We start from the raw sequence: 19583 nt of genomic DNA on the forward strand, positions 1-19583 counted from the left end.
ATAAAAATAATTTGTATTCTTTACCTTTCAATATCTGGCTGAATGTGGTTGTTTGAAAAATACAGAAGATGTTAGTTGTTAATGTTTTACCTTAGCCAAATGCTTCCACAAAAAGTGGTGCAAAAATACGGTTTTATTTCATACCACCAATCATTATTAATGAAATTTCTTGATCATTTTATTATATTTAAAGTCATTAATAAATGCATTCCCTTACCTTTGCAGAATGGACTTACAGACAATCTACCAAAATTTGCAGATTCAGGACATGAATCAAATGCAGAAAACCACTTATAAAGCTTCACAGGACAACAAAGATGTTATTCTACTCTCTCCGACCGGTTCAGGAAAAACACTTGGATTTTTATTTCCTATTCTTAGAAATTTAAATACGAGATCGGCTGGAATTCAAGCCATCATCATTGTTCCATCACGAGAATTGGCTTTGCAGATCGAACAGGTTTTCAAAAGCATGGGCACCGATTATAAGGTAACATTTTGCTATGGTGGACACGATAAAAAAATTGAAGTCAACAACTTGATCCAGGCTCCTGCTTTACTGATAGGAACTCCTGGTAGAATCGCTTACCATTTAAAAAATGACAATTTCGATCCGACGACGATTGAGACGATGGTTTTAGATGAGTTTGATAAATCACTTGAATTTGGTTTTCATGAGGACATGAGTTTCATTATTAATGAAATGCCGAATTTGAAGCAAAGAATGCTCACCTCAGCGACAGCAATGCCAGAAATTCCAGAATTTACTGGTATCAATCGTCCGGAGAAAGTAGACTTTTTAAAAGTTCTGGAAATTAAGCCAGACTTTCAATTGAGAAAAGTACTCACGACTTCCGAAGAAAAATTAGACACTTTATTTAATTTGCTTTGTAAGATCGGTAATAAAAGAACATTGATATTTTGTAACCACAGAGATGCGGTTGACCGAATTTCAGAATTATTAAAAGAGAAAGGAATTTCAAGAGAAACTTTTCACGGCGGAATGGAACAGGACGAAAGAGAACGCGCTTTACTCAAGTTCAAAAATGACTCTTCCCGAATTTTAATTACGACCGATTTAGCCTCACGAGGTTTAGATATTCCAGAAGTAGAATCAATTGTACATTATCAATTGCCGCCGAAAGAAGACGCTTTCATCCACCGAAACGGACGAACTGCGAGAATGAACGCCAAAGGTTATGTCTATTTAATAATGACGGAGGATGAAAACTTCCCTTTTATTAAAAAAAATACGCCGGAAGAAGTTTTAACGCAGGATTATAAAATGCCGTCAAGAACTCCATTTTTGACAATTTACATCAGCGCTGGAAAAAAAGATAAAGTGAATAAAGTTGATATCGTTGGTTTTTTAATTAAAAAAGGAGAACTGGAGAAAGATGATATCGGCTTGATCGAAGTTAAAGATACTACTTCTTATGTTGCAGTAAACCGACAGAAAGTAGTTGCTCTACTAAAAAAATTAGAAGGACAAAGATTAAAAAACAAGAAATTAAAAATCGAAATTGCTTACTAAATAAGCATGATCAATGTCTTCTTTAAAAAGTCTTAATTTTTATGTATTTTTGTTTTTGACCTATTTCAAATGAAAGTTAATTTACCAGACAAACTCTATTATTCGATTGGCGAAGTTGCAAAAGCTTTTGATGTCAATGCTTCCCTGATTCGTTACTGGGAACAGGAATTTCCGATCATCAAGCCTAAGAAAAATAAAAAAGGAAACCGCTATTTCACTCCTGAGGATATTAAAAATCTGAAAATTATTTATCATCTGGTTAAAGAAAAAGGCTATACGCTTGACGGTGCCCGAATTGCTTTAACCACCAATTCGAAAATTTCAGAAACCGTGTCTATGATTGACCGCTTGGAGTTTGTAAAAGCAGAGTTGCAAAAATTAAAAGAATCACTTGTAGAAAGACCCGAATAAAAAGGGTCTTTTTCCTTTTTAAAATAGGTGTATTACTTTAGATAAGTATAATTTATCAGAATAGCTTTACTGAAAATTATTACTATGAAATCATCTATACAACTCTCCGCAGCGAAAAATTATTTCTTAGGTTTTGCAACTTCTGGGCTCTTTTTAATTTCGGGATTATACTTTTTTAATTCCAGCAAAACTCCCGAACATTCTCCCCTAACTTTTACCGAAAATTCGCAGACCGAAACTGTTTCCGGAAAGAAAGTTCAATTAAAAGAGTTTAATCCTAACGATTTAAGTGAACAGGAATGGATCAATTTGGGATTCTCTGAACGGCAAGTTGCGACCATCTTAAAATACAAATCAGTCGTTGGTGGAAATTTCACTTCCAAAGAACAACTCCAAAAATGCTACTCCATTTCTGCTGAAAAATACAGTGAAATTGAACCTTATCTTTTACTTCCTGAGCAGGCAAGCAAAACGAATTCCAATCAAAATTACAGTCGCAGTTATACCAATAATTACGGTCCCAGAAAGACTTCCTACAACTACGCTTCTTCTTCATCTAATAAAGGATTAACCATTCCCGGAAAATTTAATCCAGATAGTTACTCTGTTAATGATTTTATCAATTTAGGTTTTACCGAAAAACAAGCGAGTTCTATTTTAAAATATAAAAATTATTTGGGTGGAAGTTTCATCAGCAAGGAGAAATTCAAAGAATGCTATATGATCAGTGATGAGAATTACAGAAAGTTGGCACCTTATTTATTACTTCCGGACACGGCTCCTGCAAATACTTTTGAACGAAAATCATTTGCCGACAGCAAGCAATCGATTCAAAAACCAGCCATCAACATTGAACCCTTTGATCCAAACACCACTGACCTGGACGGTTGGAAAGCTCTTGGATTCTCAGAAAAACAAGCACAGGTTATCGTTAACTACAGAGACCGAAATTTGAAAGGAAGTTTTAAAACTTTAGATGATATCGAACGTTGCTTCGTGATTTCAGCAGAAAAATTTGCGCAACTAAAACCATTCATCGTTTTGAATTCTGAAAACATCGGTTCTAAAAAAGCAGAAAACACTTTGAACAATTCGGGCAATCAATCTCAAAATTCCAAGTTTGTAAATAGTACTGAAACAAAGACCGATTTTAGAAGAACAAATATCAACGACATCACTTTTAAACAATTGATAGAATTTGGTTTTGATGAAAAAAGTGCTTCAAGTTTAGTTGGATTTAGAAACAAATTAGGCGGATTTTTAAACACCAAACAAATCATAGAAACCTACAATATTGATAAAGCTTTAGCAGAACAACTTATTTCCACAGCTCCTTTGCTTACCGAAAATGTTCCAAAATACAGTTTCATGGAAGCACCTGAATCGTGGTTGAAAAGTCATCCTTATTTTAAATATTATGCTGATAAAATTATTTATTATCGGATTACGTATACCAATGAGAATAAATTCTTTAGAACGATGAACATTAAACCTGAAGCTGAACAGAAAATGAGAATGTACCTCAAATAAAAAATCAGCTTCCGGAGAAACTGATTCTTAATAAGATAAAGCTTAATTTATTTTTTAATAAACTTCAAAGTTTGATGATCTAATTTCAAAATATAAACTCCAGGAAGAAGATTCTGAACATCAATATAATTTCCATTTTTAAAAGGGTCGTTCCAATTCAAAATTTGTTTTCCAGAAAAATCATGAACAGTAGCATTCTTAATTTTTTCTAATTGTTTTCCTTTCACAAATAAAATGTTCGTTGCTGGATTTGGATAAACAGAAATTTCAATTTTCTCAGTACCAATAATTTCGGCAGCTGACAAAACGCCTACATTTTCGCAATAGTCGGAAGGATATGCCTGCCACTCGGCAAGATTGAACATGAAAGACGGATTTGTTACGGAAGAATTTCGATAAAGCGAAATATCAGCGAGCGTACCAAAGTTGTTAACACCTTTTGTTCCGATAGCATCAATGGTACTTGAGGCATATCGAAGCTCTAAATAATTACTTCCATTAAAAGTCATTTGTGGAGCAGCTGAAACGAATCTCGCATCGTCATTTGTAATACAAGAGAAATTAGAGTTAGGATTTAAAATAACAAAGGTCTGATTATTCTCGACAACTCCTTCTAATTCATACGGAGCCGGGAAATAATAGTTCGCGCTGGTGCTGTTATAAAACTGAGCACTGATTCGGTATTTACTCAAGTTAACTGCATGTCCAGTTTTGTTGGTGATTTCAAGCGCAGTATTGCTATCTGTTCCTTCGAGATATTTAGTAATCAGCAAATCTTTGGCATAAATATCTTGCTCCAGCGTTTTAACAGTTAATAAATTACTGTCAACAGATTCTGTATAATTTCGATAATATGCTTTTACAGTAAACTGGTAAAGTGTGGAAGAGGAGAGATGATCGGCTGTAAAACTCGGTGTTTTTGAATATCCAATCGAAACTCCATTTTGGTAGATTTTATAACCTAAAACATCAGCATCTGTAGAAGGGGTCCAATTTAAATTGACAAAGTACGAACTGACTTGCGACGCACTTAAATTTTCAGGAGCTGCTGGAATAACGACAACCGGATTTTGAGACCAAATCGCATTCACCCATTCCGGATGATCGATAAAAGGATTTCTATTTTTCTGAATTCCATACACGATATTATTTCTGTCAATTTCTCTTTGAGAAACTGGGTCGTTATTGTGCCATTGTAAAAGCAGGGCAAGAAACCAATCTTCATACGCCTTCTCTTCTGTTCCATCCAACGGACTTGTATCATTTGCCGGCGAGGATCCGTTATAGAAATTGAAAGAATTTAATTTACCTTCATAGCGAACCACATAATATAGTAGGCTCCGCGCAATGTCTCCTTTAAACTCTGGATGTGGTTCGTAAACTCTTCCGGTATAGCCCGAATTAGGAGTGCCATTGTTACTTATTTTAGAACCATTGGTAAACGTGTGATAATTCGTTGATCCAGCGATTCCGTACGGGTAATTACTTCTTCTTTGGTTGATTCTGGCATCTGTTGGAATTACAAAAAACAAATCAGAATACATCGGATAGTTGCTGTTAAAACTACTTTGCGGCATCATATGTTCCCTATTGTAACCGAGACCTTCAGTACCTGCTGAACTGATAAGGTTTTCTTTTGTATAATGATATGCGGTTACGCCCGTCGGATTATTGCTGTACATATCAAGCAAAATAGTATCATTAGAAGCATCGTAATCATAATAATGATCAAGATCTGTTTGGCCATAAAAATTGGGTAAGTCTCCATAATGCCAGGTGATGGTCTTCGTAGAAACGATATCGTGAAGTTTCGACTTCAATTCATAACCAGTGACGCCGGCAGTCCCGTTATAATAATTAGTTGGTGCCTGAGAAAATAAGAAAGCCGGCACCAAGACAACAGAGAATAAAAATTGTTTCATTGAATAGATTTTAAGCTAAATTACAACATAAGTCATTTATCCGACTAAAAACCTGATTTAATTTTCATGATAATAAAAAGCATCATTTTCAAAAACGAACTGATTGTAACTATCGATTATTAATATAATGGATAACACAGCAAAATATTTTATGTTTTTGTACATTTTCTATATCTTTGAAAACAAATATTAAATATGAACAGCGAACTTACTCACAATCTAAATATGATTGCAGAAACCGCCCGGGATTTTGCAGAAAAAAATATCCGTCCTAATATTATGGATTGGGATGAAAGCCAAACTTTCCCTGTAGAATTATTTCATCAATTGGGTGATATGGGATTTATGGGAATTGTAGTTCCTGAAGAATACGGAGGTTCTGGTTTAGGATACCACGAATACGTGACGATATTAGATGAAATTTCACAGGTTGATCCATCGATCGGACTTTCAATTGCGGCGCATAATTCATTGTGTACGAATCATATTTATGAATTCGGTGATGAAGAACAAAGACAAAGATGGTTGCCACAATTGGCTTCTGGTAAAGTAATTGGTGCTTGGGGATTAACAGAACATAACACAGGATCAGATTCAGGCGGCATGAATACCACTGCTGTAAAAGACGGTGATGACTGGATCATTTCCGGTGCAAAAAACTTTATCACGCATGCCATTTCTGGAGATATCGCAGTCGTGATGACCAGAACGGGTGAAAAAGGAGCCAGAAATAATTCAACTGCTTTTGTTTTCGAAAAAGGAATGGCCGGATTTACGTCAGGCAAAAAAGAAAATAAATTAGGAATGCGCGCTTCAGAAACCGCAGAACTTATTTTTGACAGCGTAAGAGTTCCAGATGCGAACCGTTTAGGAGAAGTTGGATCTGGTTTCAAACAAGCGATGAAAATCTTAGATGGTGGTAGAATTTCTATTGCTGCCTTAAGTTTAGGGATTGCGAAAGGCGCTTACAAAGCTGCTTTAAAATATTCAAAAGAAAGACATCAGTTCGGTAAAGCGATCAATGAATTCCAGGCGATTAATTTTATGCTTGCAGATATGGCAACAGAAATTGATGCCGCAGAATTATTGATTCAGCGTGCTTCAAATTTGAAAAATGCAAAACAACCAATGACCAAAGAAGGAGCAATGGCAAAACTCTATGCTTCTGAAGCTTGTGTTAGAATTGCTAATAACGCCGTTCAGATATTTGGAGGTTATGGTTATACTAAAGATTTCCCAGCTGAAAAATATTACAGAGATTCTAAATTGTGTACGATCGGAGAAGGAACTTCTGAGATCCAGAGATTGGTGATTGGAAGAGAAATTTCAAAGTAACTTTTTAAAGATTTCAATAGAAGCTGATTCATTTATGAGTCAGCTTTTTTATTTATTAAACTGAATGTTTATATTTGTTAAAATTAAAAACTCAATGGACAAAATAGATTCCTTAAATCAGGTCGCAGAATTTCACAAAACATTTAACGCACCGATTTTAGACCAACCTACAATTCCAAGTGCGGAGCGTTGCAACTTAAGAATTTCTTTATTACAGGAAGAATTAAATGAATTAAAAGAGGCAATTGCTGACAACGATCTGGTAGAAATCGCGGATGCTTTGTGTGATCTTCAATATGTTTTAAGCGGCGCGGTTTTAGAATTTGGCTTGGGTGAAAAATTTGTAAAACTTTTTGATGAAGTTCAGCGATCCAATATGTCGAAAGCTTGTTCTAACCAGGAGGAAGCAGATGAAACCATTGCCTTCTACAAAGAAATAGGAGAAGATGCTTATTCCGAAAAATCAGGTGATAAAATTAATGTTCATCGATCATCTGATCACAAAGTTCTTAAGAACAAATACTATTCACCCGCTGATTTAAAAACGATCTTAGAAAATTAATAATCCATTTTCAATTATACTTTACCTTAATGAAAAATTTTACAAAAATAATATTCACCGCTTCTACTCTATTCTTTGCACTACAGTCTTGTGAATCACAAAAAATTGTAGTCAATCGTGAAGTAGAAACAACAAACGACGGAAAAATGCTTTTAGGACACCAGACAAAAGATCAACTTTTAAAAGAACCATACAGCGAATGGTATGTAAAAGAACACGATGAATACGGCCTTGACCAAAAAACAATTGCAGAATTAAAGAAAGAAAAACTTAATTCTTATAACATTACTTTGGTTATGGGAACCTGGTGTGAAGACAGCCACCGGGAAGTCCCACGATTTTTTAAAATTCTCGAAGCGGTTGGTCATCCAGAAAGTAAATTGACCATGATCGCGGTTAACCGTAAGAAAGAAGCACCTAATGGAGAAGAAGGACCTTTGAATATACAAAGGGTTCCAACAATTATTGTTCAGAAGTATGGCAAAGAAATTGGTAGGATTATTGAAAGTCCTTCAACAGGATATCTTGAAAGGGACCTGCTTGAAATACTGAAAAAAGACAATAGTTCTCTAAAAGATTTAATTAAATAAATTGAAAAATAAACAAATAATACTGTCCTTTGTCGGCGGCGTAGTTGCAATGATCTTTATTTTCCTGCTTTGGAATTCTCTGACCAAAAAAACAGAAGATAAAGTTCAGAACGATTATTATATCATCACCAATCAGATCAGGAAGATGAATAAGCTGGTGGTGATGGAGCAGGATTTTTCGAGCATGCAGAAAACCAAGGTCACTTCGCAAGTGCTTGGCAGTTCTCTTTTACCATCTACCGAAAAACAAATTATTACTTTCACTAAGACGAATGCTCAGGTTACGTACGATTTGTCAAAAATGAAAATCAAAGTTGATTCTATCAATAAGAAATTGATCCTCGAAGAATTGCCTAACGCAGACATTCGAATTATTCCAAGTGTAGAAATTCAATCGATGGATGATTCTTTCTTCAACCGATTTAGCGACAAAGATTTTCAGAAGGTTACTAAATCAGCAAAGGACAATGCCTACAAAACAGTTAATCAAAATAGGCTTCGAGCTGAAGGTAGAAAACAACTTCTTGAAAACCTGGATCAGATCTTCGTTTTGGCAAAAGCTTTAAATTATACCATTGAGGATCAAACCGGCACGTTCGATAAGAGCAAACTTTAATGATTGTTAAATATTAGAAAAAAGTAAACGGCTAATTTTCAAAACAGGCGTCTTAACTTAAATCTTGAGACGCCTGTTTATTTTCAGAAATAACGTCACTGACTTTTTCTTCATTAAAAAATATAAAACGATCCTTTAATCATCTTTAAAAATTTTCTACTATTTTTTGGCAATGGTTTTGAAGGTTAATAATAGTATCAACATAAATTACCTACAAATAAAAACCATACGATCATGAATTCTAAAAAAGATCAAAAAACAAAAGATGCTGAAGCAAAAAAGCAAAATCAGGATTTCCCAAATGTTCCTGCAGCGTCAGAAAAAATACATTCTGAAGAAACTTTAAAAAAAGAAATTAAGAAAACCTCCGATTTACAACCAGACGGAAAAACAGATAACGATAATCAAAAAAGCGAAAATTAATATTTTCGCTTTTTTTATTTAATGTTAAAGTATTGCTAAAGTATGAGAACAGTCGTTGATTGTCACAAATTTTGCATACCATATGTAACACATAATAGTATGCAGAATCCATTAAATATAAATCATGACTTACAATATTAGAGGAGTTTTCCCAACAACAGACGATGCAAATTCAGCAGCACAGCACTTAACGGTAGCAGGGTTCATTAAAAAATTCGATGGTTTTACAAAAAATTCGAAGTTTCAGCCTGAATCTTTAGTAGAAGATCACTTTATCGATGAGAATGAAATTTCAGTTTACACACCGAATTTAAATCGTGCGCATAAAGCTAAAAACATTTTGATCAAATTTGGCGGTGATTTGAACAAGATCACAGGCATGTACTTCGAAAAAGTAAAGAAAGAAACGCACTCTTTCAACACTGAAAGTCAATTAAAGAAAAGAAAAAAATTAAAGGATCAGAAAAGTAAATTAAGACAAGGTCGTATTGATCCATTCAAGAACTAGTTATTTTTTTAAATAGTTTAGAGGTCGTTTCAGAATTAAATTTCCGGAACGACTTCTTCATTTTAGTGAAACTTGTCCCTGATACTTAGTGTCGAAATAGATTCCATTTTCAGTCATGGCACACCAACTATAGCCCATCACAAATTTGTTGGTGAGATAGTTTTAAAGAAAAAACCATCATATAAAGTAAAAAAATCCGTATTTTTGCTTCTTAAAATTTTTAGTTCAAAATGATCAAAATTACTCTTCCCGATGGAAGCATCAAAGAATTTGAAAGCGCGGTAAATCCGCTCGAAGTAGCAAAGTCAATCAGCGAAGGTTTGGCGAGAAATACCATTTCCGCAATTGTAAACGGAACACAGGTAGAAATCACCACGCCGATCACTACCGATTCTACGGTTCAACTTCTGACCTGGAATGATGATTTGGGTAAGAAAGCATTTTGGCACTCTTCCGCTCACCTTTTAGCACAAGCCATTATGGAGTTTTATCCAGAGGCAAAACTAACGATCGGACCGGCAATTGAGCAAGGATTCTACTACGACGTCGATTTTGGCGACGAGGTTTTATCTGAAAAAGATTTTGAAAAGATCGAAAAGAAAATGCTTGAGAATGCAAAGAAAAATTCAACCTTTTCATTGTATCCGGTATCAAAAGCAGATGCTTTAAAAGAATACGCCGACAATCCATACAAGACCGAATTAATTTCTAATCTAAACGATGGTGAAATTACTTTCTGTACGCACGATAACTTCACCGACTTATGTCGAGGTGGTCATATTCCAGCTACAGGAATTGTAAAAGCTGCAAAGGTTCTTAACGCAGCCGGTGCTTATTGGAGAGGCGATGAAAAAAACAAACAGTTAACAAGAGTTTACGGAATTACGTTCCCAAAACAAAAAGACTTAACGGAATACTTAGAAAGATTAGAAGAAGCAAAACGCCGTGATCACCGCAAACTCGGTAAAGAATTTGGCATTTTTGCTTTCTCAGAAAAAGTAGGCGCCGGTTTACCATTATGGTTACCAAAAGGAACCGCTTTGAGAAAAAAATTAGAAGAATTTCTTTCCGCTGCTCAGAAAAAATCAGGTTATGAATTCGTAATGACACCGCATATCGGGGCCAAAGAATTATACGTAACGTCAGGACACTGGGATAAGTATGGAGCAGACAGTTTTCAACCGATCAAAACTCCAAACGAAGGGGAAGAGTTTATGTTAAAACCGATGAACTGCCCACACCATTGTGAAATCTATAAAGTGGGTCAATGGTCTTACAAAGATTTACCAAAAAGATTTGCAGAATTCGGGACTGTTTACAGATATGAACAATCGGGAGAACTTCATGGTTTAACAAGAGTTCGTGGATTTACCCAAGATGATGCCCATATTTTCTGTACGCCAGATCAGTTGATGGCAGAATTTGAAAATGTAATTGATTTAACACTATACGTTTTCAAATCTTTAGGATTTGAAGATTTTGTAACTCAGGTTTCTTTAAGAGATCCCGAGAACAAAGAAAAATATATCGGTTCTGATGAGAACTGGAAAAAAGCAGAAGACGCCATCATTCAGGCAGCTCAAAAGAAAGAGTTGAACTATGTCATCGAATATGGTGAAGCAGCTTTCTACGGTCCAAAACTGGATTTCATGGTAAAAGATGCGCTTGGTCGCAAATGGCAGTTAGGAACAATCCAGGTCGATTATAATTTACCGGAGCGATTCGACCTTACTTATATTGGAAGCGATAATGAAAAGCACAGACCTGTGATGATCCACCGCGCGCCATTTGGTTCTATGGAACGGTTTATCGCTATCTTATTAGAAAATACAGCCGGAGATTTTCCACTTTGGTTGGCACCAGATCAGTTCACCATTTTGCCGATTAGTGAAAAATATACGGATTATGCAAAAAAAGTTTCACAATTGCTGGAAAATCACGATATTTGCGGACTGATTGATGAACGAAACGAGAAGACTGGTAGAAAAATCCGTGACGCGGAATTGAATAAACTACCATTTATGTTAATCGTTGGTGAGAATGAAGAAGCAGAAGGCACGATTTCTGTACGTCGAAGAGGCGAAGGAGATCTGGGCACAATGAGCGTTGAGGATTTCATCAGTTACTTCAAAAAAGAAGCAAAAATTACAAATTAGAATTTAACCAATTAAAAAAAGACACCATAGCACAAAAATTTCATTACAGAGGTAGAGGTCCACAGAGACGTGTTCAAGAAGATTTGCACCAGATCAATCAAAAGATTCGGGCAAGAGAAGTACGTTTAGTAGGTGATAATGTGGAACCCGGCGTTTATCCGCTAGAAAAAGCTCTTGAAATAGCAAAAGATCAGGATTTGGATTTGGTGGTTATTTCAGATAAAGCAGAACCTTTTATTTCCAGAATTCTGGATTATAAAAAGTTTCTTTATGAGCAAAAGAAGAAACAGAAAGAACTAAAATCTAAACAAGTTAAAGTTGTTGTTAAAGAAATCAGATTCGGTCCTCAAACCGATGAGCATGATTATGATTTCAAGAAAAAACACGCTGAAAAATTCCTGGAAGAAGGTTCAAAATTGAAAACTTACGTTTTCTTTAAAGGGCGTTCGATTATATTTAAAGATCAGGGAGAGATCCTTCTTCTTAAATTAGCCCAAGAACTGGAGCATGTCGGAAAAGTTGATCAATTGCCTAAATTAGAAGGTAAAAGAATGATTATGATGATGAGTCCTAAAAAACCGGCGAAATAATTTCAACCATTTATCGATCATTCAATTTGAATGATAAAAATATTAAAGAGACCTATTTCGGGTCTCTTTTTTATGTTACTCCTATGTGGGGAATATTTTAGTTAATACTGCAAAGTCAGCAGAAATTAAAATAAAAGTTTAAGCCAGAAACGACTTTTTAAACTCTGGTTTTACCCTGTGTTTTGTGGCTTGTTCAAAAGCATAAGCCAAAGAAATAATTTCTCCCTCGCGATACGCGCCGCTAAAAAAAGACAAACCAACTGGCAAATCGTACACTTTCCCACAAGGCACAGAAATATGTGGATAACCACTCATTGCAGCAGGAGCGGTCAAAGAAACGTCGCCCCATTTGTCTCCGTAAATAACATCGATACTGCACGCTGGCCCCATTGTCAAACCAGTAATTGCGTCGAGATTATATTTTTTAATTACACCATCAATAATCTGTTGAGATCCTTTATGACTATTTTTTAATGATTCAAGATAAACAGGATCATTTAAATCTTTTTTGGCTTCACTCTGTTCCAACAGTTCTTGCTTAAAAGTTGGCATCGTTGCATCTTCGTTTTCTTTATTGAATTTTATCACCTCCGCTAAATTTTTCACTTTAGCGTTCGTCTGTGAAAGATAACCATTGACTCCACTTTTAAATTCATATTTCAACACTGCGAATTCATCATTTGCCAGCGCGTTTATGCTGTCTAAGTATTGAAGTTCTATAATGGTAGCCCCTTGTTTTTTGAGAACATCCAAAGCTTTTTCTTGTGCCTCATTCAGAAATTGATTGGTATATTTTTTCTTTTCCACTCCAATTCTTTTACCCTTTAAACCGTCTTTATTTAAAAAACTGGTGTACTTGGTGTGTTTTCCACGACTTTCTTGAGTCACAGAATCTTCGTTGTCAACGCCTGCCAAAACTTCCAAAAGTATGGCAGCATCGGTGACTGTTCTCGTCATAGGTCCTGCAGTATCCTGAGTATGTGAAATCGGGATAATTCCAGAACGACTCACCAAACCCACCGTCGGTTTTATCCCCACTGCCCCATTGATAGAAGCTGGACAAGTTATTGAACCGTCCGTTTCTGTACCAACCGCAATCGTACCTAAATTTGCCGCAACTGCTGAACCAGAACCTGCACTAGAACCACACGGTGAACGATCTAAAATATAAGGATTTTTTGTCTGTAATCCACGGCTGCTCCAACCGGAAGAAGAATTAGTTGACCGAAAATTGGCCCATTCACTTAAATTAGTTTTTCCTAAAATAACAGCGCCGGCATTTCGTAGTTGCGTCACAATAAATGCATCTTTTTTTGCGATATTTCCGACCAACGCTAGCGATCCTGCGGTCGTCATCATTTTATCTTTCGTGTCAATATTATCTTTTATTACAATCGGAATTCCATGCAAAAGACCTCTTATTTTTCCTTCTTTCCTTTCTTGATCCATTGCTCTAGCAATACTTACAGCATCTGGATTCACTTCTATCATCGAGTTTAATTTCGGTCCATTTTTATCAATGGCTTCAATGCGGTCCAGGTACAGCTGGGTGATTTGCGCCGAAGTGTACGTTCCTTTCTCCATTATGTCTTGAAGTTCTGAAACAGTCAATTCATCTAATTCAAAATTATTGTCGAATTCGTTCGAGGTATTTTGTGGCTTAGAATGTGTATTTTTTTCGGTAAAGGAATTTGTGGCAAATAGTGTTGGGATACCAATCGCGGCCAAAGCTGCATTCGTTAAAAAATCGCTTCTTTTCATAGTTGTTTAAGATATCAAAGTAATAAAGTTGAGGATTTCTGATGTTTAAAAATACAAAAAAATCTTATTCGTATTATTCTTTTTTTTTAGATATCGCTTAAAGTCAGAACAGTTTCCAGAGTGAAAGGAAGAAGATATCTATTCGATAAAAATAATAAATTTCATTAATAATAAGGAGAGAACCACCAGTGAGGAAATGAGCGAAAATTAACATTAAATTTTTCTGATATACCAATTTTCAAACCGGATTAGGAAAGATGAAGCTGAATTTTCCTTTTCATTATTATGTTAAAAACATGTAAAATTAATGCTACGCATAGGTTTTGTCATCATTTTTGATATTACAGTAACTACCAAATTACAATTATTAACATTAAAAAATTAAAATTATGTCGTACACCATCGTGGGAATGTTCCCAAACAATGAAGATGTAGATAAAGTTGCAGACCAATTAAATGTTGCTGGCTTTCCAAAAGAAGATTACAATGTTTCCCGCTATTCTACTTCAGTAATTGATGACAACAGTTCAAAAAATTACAATTACAAAGAAGACGAAAAAACGTCAGGATTTTGGAACTGGCTTTTCGGAGATAATGAAGATGATAGAAGCAAGTATAGTTATGCCGGAACCAAAAGCAACATCGTTACCGTTTATACCAATGATATGGATCGTGCAGAAAAGGCAAGAGAAATTATGAATGATGAAGGAGCGATCAATGTCAACAAATTCACCAAAGAAAGATATCCAGATACAACTGCAAAATCGACCGAGTTAAGCGAAAAAGAACGAGCTAGAATCATCAGTAAAGCCAAGAACAATCTTTATTTTACGGATGGAGATCGGTTTTACGACACTGCAAGTGATGGCATGGAATCAGATATGGATTCTGAAGGAAGTAGAAATACATTTTAAAAAAATCAAGCCGATTTCGATAATATCGAAATCGGCTTTTTTGCAATTGGCAAATGATCAGAAAGTTCGAAACAACTAGTTTAGAAAATTGGGAGTTTGGTGTTTAATTTCGATTAAATAAAAAAGAGGATTTTGGAGAGATCTTTCAATTTCGTCACGTTTAAAAAATATAAAAAACCAGCAGTTAGTAACAATCCGAAATAAGTTTAAGTTTTAAATAAATCTCTGAATTGCAATAGGAACAATTATTCTTAAAGATGTTTTTCCATTTTAATGTTTGCTCTTTCGTAAAGACCTTCATCCAGTTTAATTTCTGAGAAACCGTATTTGCGGTAAAGATGTAGGGCAGATTTCAATTTTTTATTGGAGTATAAAATTAAAGTTTTGATCTGTTTTTGTTTTGCAAACTGAAGACAGTGTTCCAATAATAAAGTTCCGATTTTGTGACCTTGCGCTTTTTCAGAGACCGCCATTTTCCCTAATTCAAAAATATCTTCTGTTTTCTTTAATAAAGAAGCCGTCCCTACAATTTCACCATTAAGTTTTGCATAAAAGATAAATCCACCTTTATCAATAATCTCTTCATTTGGATTAGATAGCGATTGGATATCACTTTTCTCCACCCGAAAATACTTTTCAAGCCATTCGTAATTGAGAATTTTGATGGCTTCTTTTAAATCGTTGGAATAAGGAATGATTTCTATTTTATTTGGGATCATGGTTTTGGGCTGGGAATTTAAATTAGTTTTAATAAAATAAGATTCTTACAAACCTTTGAGCAAAAATAATTTAAAATAGCTAAACAGTACATTCATGCAGAACATTTTGGAATTACAAATTTTTTCCAGAATTGGTAATTATGAAAAATAAAGTGTGTGGTTGTTTCAGCTCAAAGCCTTGTGACGTTGCGTTACAACAGAATCAAACTTTACCTATATACAAATATTTGCTGTTTACTCTAGCGTTTATTCTGTTTTAAACTGAGCGTCCATTATAATCAAATTTATATTTGTTATTTTCCCAGTCCGTTACTAAAATATAATTGTCAGTGAGGACAAAATTGTCTTCACCATCCAATGTTGTAAAGACATCTGCACCGATTTGTTGCCAAAGTATTTTCCCGTGCTTGTCAATGCGTGAAATTTCAAGTTCGCCGTGAATAATGTAAGTGTCTTAATATTTATAAATTTCAAAACAAGTCGCTATATCAGCTTTTGTTCGCCACAATAAAGTCAAATCAGGAATTGATAAACAAAAGACGGTGTCTGAACAGCAAATTAAAAATCTGTCACTTTCAATAATTACCGATGTCTCGTGTATTTCTGTCTTTCCGCCAGTAGAACGAATAACTGCACTTTTAAAAAGTAGGTCATTTTGAAAAATTTTTATTCCAAAAACTGAAGAGAAATGGTATTCAGATTGATCAGAGTAGACGAAGTCATATTGATCAACATTGTCAGCCGAATCTTCCGTGAACGTATAATCTTCATAAATTTCAATCCGATTGCTGTCTATTGTATAGTGCGTCATTTTAAAAGTTGGGTATAGCGGTTGGGTATTTCTGCAGGATGGTAAAAATACGAAAACTTTCTACTTGCTAAAATCTTAATTTATCGATGAAATCTTCGATTAAAACTGCCTGCTTGTAAAAATCTCGCGTTAGCGACTGCCTTTTAATCTTCCTGATCATTTTCCATTTTGTTTCTTGTCCATTTTCCGCCTATAAAATCTCTGTCGGCTTCTTCATTATATTCAAGATCAAAAATTTCGTTCAATGTTTCGTCTCGCTTTATTAATTCTTCTAATGCTACAAGTTTAATATCTTCTGGCATTTGGTCACCAGTTAAGAATTGCCAATCTCCGTCTTCGTCGTGAACTACTCGTAATATTGGTTTAAGATCTTCAAGCCATTGTCGCGTGGTAAAAGTTGCTAGGTTTTTCTCTTCGTTAAATTTAAATTCTGCGTTTCTGTCAAGCAAAGGTTGTTTGAATACAAACTCTTCTTCAAAATTATCTTCCCAAGGAAACTTGTCATTTCGGTCTGTCCAAATAAGTTGCAAAGCATTAAACTCTTCGTCATCATAGTAATTTAAACCAGCACCAAAATAATCTCGAATATTTCTTTTGTCAACTTTCAAAAATGTTGCTCGACTATCTTTAAATATTTCAGTGTAAATTATTCCGCTTTTTATTATTTCTCCGTTTTTTATAATTTCTGCAACGTCATTTAATATTTCGTGTCCTAACCTATTTGAAAATCCGAAACAAATAATTTCTGGATGATTATATGTTTTTGTCAAACCGATACTGTAAGCAAAAGATGGTGAATAGTTTGTCGAAGTAACCGAGATGACTTGAAGTCCAAATTTGTCAATGTTCAATTTGGTTTCCTCGAACAAGTCGTCTTTGCTTATACAATTATGTTCGTCTTCTTTTTTCATCTTTTGATTTTAAGCACTGTCGCTCTTGTTGCTACTAACGGTTGCGTATTGGCGATGGTGCGGCTAAAACGCGGAAACTTTCATATCATAAATAATCTTCGAGACATCTGAAATAGTTCAACTTGCGACTCCTCCGCACTATTGCCAATACGATGTTAGGAGTAGGTTTTTCTGTCGTTCTAAAAATCATTTTCATTAAATGTCAAGTCGCTAATTGTTCTGTTGTGGTTAGTCGAAAAATAGCAATTCTTACCGTTTTTATAAAGTCCAAATGATGAATTGTCAAGCCATTTGCAGTTTTTAGCGAAATTGTAAGTGCTGTCAAACCAATACCAATTATTTTTTTCAAGAAGAACTTTTTTGATTGAAGAATCTCCTGTTCTTATTGATGCATATAATTTAGATTTTTCTTCGGTCTTAACTAAAACTATTTGTCCAATGTGTTTTCTGTCTTTGGATTTTTTCTCGGGATAATATTTTTCAAATTTAAAGTCACTTTCTATAATGTGTTTGTATGCATTATTAAAAACAGATTTGTCCCAATCATAAATGTCTGCAATTTCTATAACTGTTAAATGCAAAATGTCAAGAATGTATTTATATTTTTGTGATTTTGAAAGGGTTAAATATTTGTTTTCATCAATAACATTGTCGTAACTACAAATTGAACCAAAGTAATTTGGCTTGTCCCAATTTTTTGTTGGCCCGAGATGAATACATATTCTACCAGTCTTTGCTGGTTTATAACCATTTAGTCTGTCGTGATAGAAGTCAGCGATGTAGTTAACTGTCCGTCTAAAATCCCAATCTGTTGGAGCGTCTTTAATTACGTTTCCGTTATAATAAATTGTTATGTCGTAAAGTGGTGTTCCCATTTCTTAGTTCTTCTTGTAAGCTTACTGCTAACGGTTGGGTATTTCTGCAGGCGGGCTAAAATACGAAAACTTTCTACTTGCTAAAATCTTAATTAACCGCTAAAATCTTCGATTGAAAACTTCTTACCAACTTGTAGAAATACCGTGTTACCAGCAGGTTTTGTGCGATTATTGAATTTTTTTTCGATCTTAAACTTAATTTTTTCTTTTAATATTAGATGTGTTTTTAAGGTAAATTTCCGCATTATTTTCTAGATTTTTGCGGAATTAAGTTACAGATATTCTTTAGGTTTCTAACATTCTTATATGCAATTTCGAAAAATTTTTAACCAAATTTCGGAAGGTATTTATCTGATTTTATATTTTGAGTATCAGCAAATATTTTATTTCAAAAGTTTATCTGTTTTTAATTTCCTTAAATCGCAAAGCAAATAGTCTGATGGAATTTACTAATGAAGCAATTCCTAATATTGAGAAAAAATACTTTTCTTCACCTTCCCGAGGTATCAAAAAAACTAGTCCAATAACCAAAAAAATTATAGCAAAACCAATTTTTGATTCTACATTTGCAACTATTAATTCAAATGCGCCAAAAAGTACTTCTTTTACAAATTTCAATAGAGAATTTAATTTCATTTTAAGAACTTTCTATTTGGTTACCCCGTTTTTTAAACTTGATGGTAACTCTCAAATATACGCAAGTTTCAAATTCCTTAATATTTTTTATTTACTGATTGTCGAAGGGATTTTTATTTTTAATATTCTCTTAAAAAAAGACTCAAAAAAATTATTTAAAGAAACTTGAGCATATAAAAAATGTCGAAAGTGATTTTTTAGCATGGAAACGCCGCCATCTAAATCCGAGCGTTTTACTGACACTATAAAAGGCCCAACTTACAGATGCATTTTCCTGTAATTAACTTATTTTTACAATATTATCAATAAGTATGGATAACTTCATTTTTCAAACTTCAATTCTTTCTAAAAACTGCTTCTGCGTGAGGGATCGCAGCGGTTACCCCGGAATAGGCGTTGGGAAAGCCTGGGCATGAGGAGTATGAGCGAAGAGCCCGACCTGAGGGAGGGAATAGTCTCGTCTTCAGACGGGATCATGACCGACGGAAGGACACGCCCAAATTCTATAATGGACGATCAAAATTAGAGGAGTGAATCTTTAGTAAATATTAGATGGGGATATCTTTTTATAATTGATTGAAATTTTGTACTTTTGCAGTCTGAAAAATGGGTAGAATACTGTAAAGTGAATGCGCATGCGAAGAAATGATATTGATAACAAATATATAAATTAAGCAAAAATGCCAAAATTAAAAACTAAATCAGGTGCTAAGAAGCGTTTTAAGCTTACCGGAACCGGAAAGATTAAAAGAAAAGGTGCTTATAAAAGCCACATCCTA

The 19583-nt window shown here is 34.6% G+C and carries 20 protein-coding genes; 13 read left to right on the forward strand and 7 right to left on the reverse strand.

Annotated elements, in window-relative coordinates:
• Nucleotides 1-226 precede the first annotated feature (226 nt).
• The 3 genes from ACEYOS_RS00425 to ACEYOS_RS00435 all read left to right on the forward strand — a co-directional run bounded on the left by ACEYOS_RS00425 (nucleotide 227) and on the right by ACEYOS_RS00435 (nucleotide 3475).
• Complete coding sequence (locus tag ACEYOS_RS00425) at nucleotides 227-1534, forward strand: DEAD/DEAH box helicase (RefSeq protein WP_373708713.1); 1308 nt, start codon at nucleotides 227-229, stop codon at nucleotides 1532-1534.
• A 69-nt stretch (nucleotides 1535-1603) separates the two neighbouring features.
• Nucleotides 1604-1945: a MerR family transcriptional regulator gene (locus ACEYOS_RS00430; protein WP_373708712.1), complete on the forward strand. Its 342-nt coding sequence runs from the start codon at nucleotides 1604-1606 to the stop codon at nucleotides 1943-1945.
• Between the two features lie 84 nt (nucleotides 1946-2029).
• Nucleotides 2030-3475: a hypothetical protein gene (locus ACEYOS_RS00435; protein WP_373708711.1), complete on the forward strand. Its 1446-nt coding sequence runs from the start codon at nucleotides 2030-2032 to the stop codon at nucleotides 3473-3475.
• Nucleotides 3476-3522: 47 nt separating this feature from the next.
• Here the strand turns inward: ACEYOS_RS00435 and ACEYOS_RS00440 are convergent, their stop codons facing one another.
• The gene (locus tag ACEYOS_RS00440) at nucleotides 3523-5397 is read right to left on the reverse strand and encodes an endonuclease (RefSeq protein ID WP_373797474.1); all 1875 of its coding nucleotides are present in this window, start codon (nucleotides 5395-5397) and stop codon (nucleotides 3523-3525) included.
• 195 nt (nucleotides 5398-5592) lie between these two features.
• Here ACEYOS_RS00440 and ACEYOS_RS00445 point away from each other — a divergent pair, with 195 nt between their 5' ends.
• From ACEYOS_RS00445 to infC, 8 genes are all read left to right on the forward strand, one after another.
• Complete coding sequence (locus ACEYOS_RS00445; RefSeq protein WP_373739093.1) at nucleotides 5593-6732, forward strand: acyl-CoA dehydrogenase family protein; 1140 nt, start codon at nucleotides 5593-5595, stop codon at nucleotides 6730-6732.
• 94 nt (nucleotides 6733-6826) lie between these two features.
• Nucleotides 6827-7294 carry a hypothetical protein gene (locus ACEYOS_RS00450; protein WP_373709283.1) on the forward strand — a complete coding sequence of 156 codons (468 nt, stop codon included), beginning with the start codon at nucleotides 6827-6829 and terminating at the stop codon, nucleotides 7292-7294.
• Between the two features lie 29 nt (nucleotides 7295-7323).
• A complete protein-coding gene (locus ACEYOS_RS00455) occupies nucleotides 7324-7884 on the forward strand; it encodes a TlpA family protein disulfide reductase (RefSeq protein WP_373709284.1) in 561 nt (186 codons plus the stop codon).
• A gap of 1 nt (nucleotide 7885) precedes the next feature.
• Entirely contained in the window at nucleotides 7886-8500 is a 615-nt protein-coding gene (locus tag ACEYOS_RS00460; protein ID WP_373709285.1) for a DUF4230 domain-containing protein, read from the forward strand.
• A gap of 234 nt (nucleotides 8501-8734) precedes the next feature.
• Nucleotides 8735-8923, forward strand: a complete 189-nt coding sequence (locus ACEYOS_RS00465) for a hypothetical protein (protein WP_373709286.1) — start codon at nucleotides 8735-8737, stop codon at nucleotides 8921-8923.
• A gap of 124 nt (nucleotides 8924-9047) precedes the next feature.
• Nucleotides 9048-9431, forward strand: coding sequence for a hypothetical protein (locus ACEYOS_RS00470; RefSeq protein ID WP_373709287.1), 384 nt, complete (start codon nucleotides 9048-9050; stop codon nucleotides 9429-9431).
• A 230-nt stretch (nucleotides 9432-9661) separates the two neighbouring features.
• Nucleotides 9662-11587, forward strand: coding sequence for a threonine--tRNA ligase (thrS, locus tag ACEYOS_RS00475; RefSeq protein ID WP_373709288.1), 1926 nt, complete (start codon nucleotides 9662-9664; stop codon nucleotides 11585-11587).
• A gap of 83 nt (nucleotides 11588-11670) precedes the next feature.
• Complete coding sequence (infC, locus tag ACEYOS_RS00480; RefSeq protein WP_373709289.1) at nucleotides 11671-12177, forward strand: translation initiation factor IF-3; 507 nt, start codon at nucleotides 11671-11673, stop codon at nucleotides 12175-12177.
• Between the two features lie 138 nt (nucleotides 12178-12315).
• On the opposite strand, the gene ACEYOS_RS00485 is transcribed toward infC, so the two are convergent.
• Nucleotides 12316-13938: an amidase gene (locus ACEYOS_RS00485; RefSeq protein ID WP_373709290.1), complete on the reverse strand. Its 1623-nt coding sequence runs from the start codon at nucleotides 13936-13938 to the stop codon at nucleotides 12316-12318.
• A 389-nt stretch (nucleotides 13939-14327) separates the two neighbouring features.
• Between ACEYOS_RS00485 and ACEYOS_RS00490 the strand changes: the two genes are divergently transcribed.
• Nucleotides 14328-14852, forward strand: a complete 525-nt coding sequence (locus tag ACEYOS_RS00490; protein WP_373709291.1) for a hypothetical protein — start codon at nucleotides 14328-14330, stop codon at nucleotides 14850-14852.
• A gap of 251 nt (nucleotides 14853-15103) precedes the next feature.
• Here the strand turns inward: ACEYOS_RS00490 and ACEYOS_RS00495 are convergent, their stop codons facing one another.
• The 5 genes from ACEYOS_RS00495 to ACEYOS_RS00515 form a co-directional block, all read right to left on the reverse strand.
• Nucleotides 15104-15571: a GNAT family N-acetyltransferase gene (locus ACEYOS_RS00495; protein WP_373709292.1), complete on the reverse strand. Its 468-nt coding sequence runs from the start codon at nucleotides 15569-15571 to the stop codon at nucleotides 15104-15106.
• A gap of 454 nt (nucleotides 15572-16025) precedes the next feature.
• Nucleotides 16026-16382 carry a hypothetical protein gene (locus tag ACEYOS_RS00500; protein WP_373709293.1) on the reverse strand — a complete coding sequence of 119 codons (357 nt, stop codon included), beginning with the start codon at nucleotides 16380-16382 and terminating at the stop codon, nucleotides 16026-16028.
• Between the two features lie 143 nt (nucleotides 16383-16525).
• A complete protein-coding gene (locus ACEYOS_RS00505) occupies nucleotides 16526-17293 on the reverse strand; it encodes a DUF4262 domain-containing protein (protein WP_373709294.1) in 768 nt (255 codons plus the stop codon).
• A gap of 179 nt (nucleotides 17294-17472) precedes the next feature.
• On the reverse strand, nucleotides 17473-18168 hold the full coding sequence (locus ACEYOS_RS00510; protein WP_373709295.1) for a hypothetical protein: 696 nt from the start codon (nucleotides 18166-18168) through the stop codon (nucleotides 17473-17475).
• A gap of 396 nt (nucleotides 18169-18564) precedes the next feature.
• Entirely contained in the window at nucleotides 18565-18804 is a 240-nt protein-coding gene (locus ACEYOS_RS00515; RefSeq protein ID WP_373739094.1) for a hypothetical protein, read from the reverse strand.
• 680 nt (nucleotides 18805-19484) lie between these two features.
• Here ACEYOS_RS00515 and rpmI point away from each other — a divergent pair.
• Nucleotides 19485-19583, forward strand: a 99-nt coding sequence (gene rpmI / locus ACEYOS_RS00520; RefSeq protein ID WP_373797475.1) for a 50S ribosomal protein L35, incomplete at its 3' end; no start/stop codon positions are given.

This window comes from Kaistella sp., assembly GCF_041824135.1.
In the GTDB taxonomy this organism is placed as follows: domain Bacteria; phylum Bacteroidota; class Bacteroidia; order Flavobacteriales; family Weeksellaceae; genus Kaistella.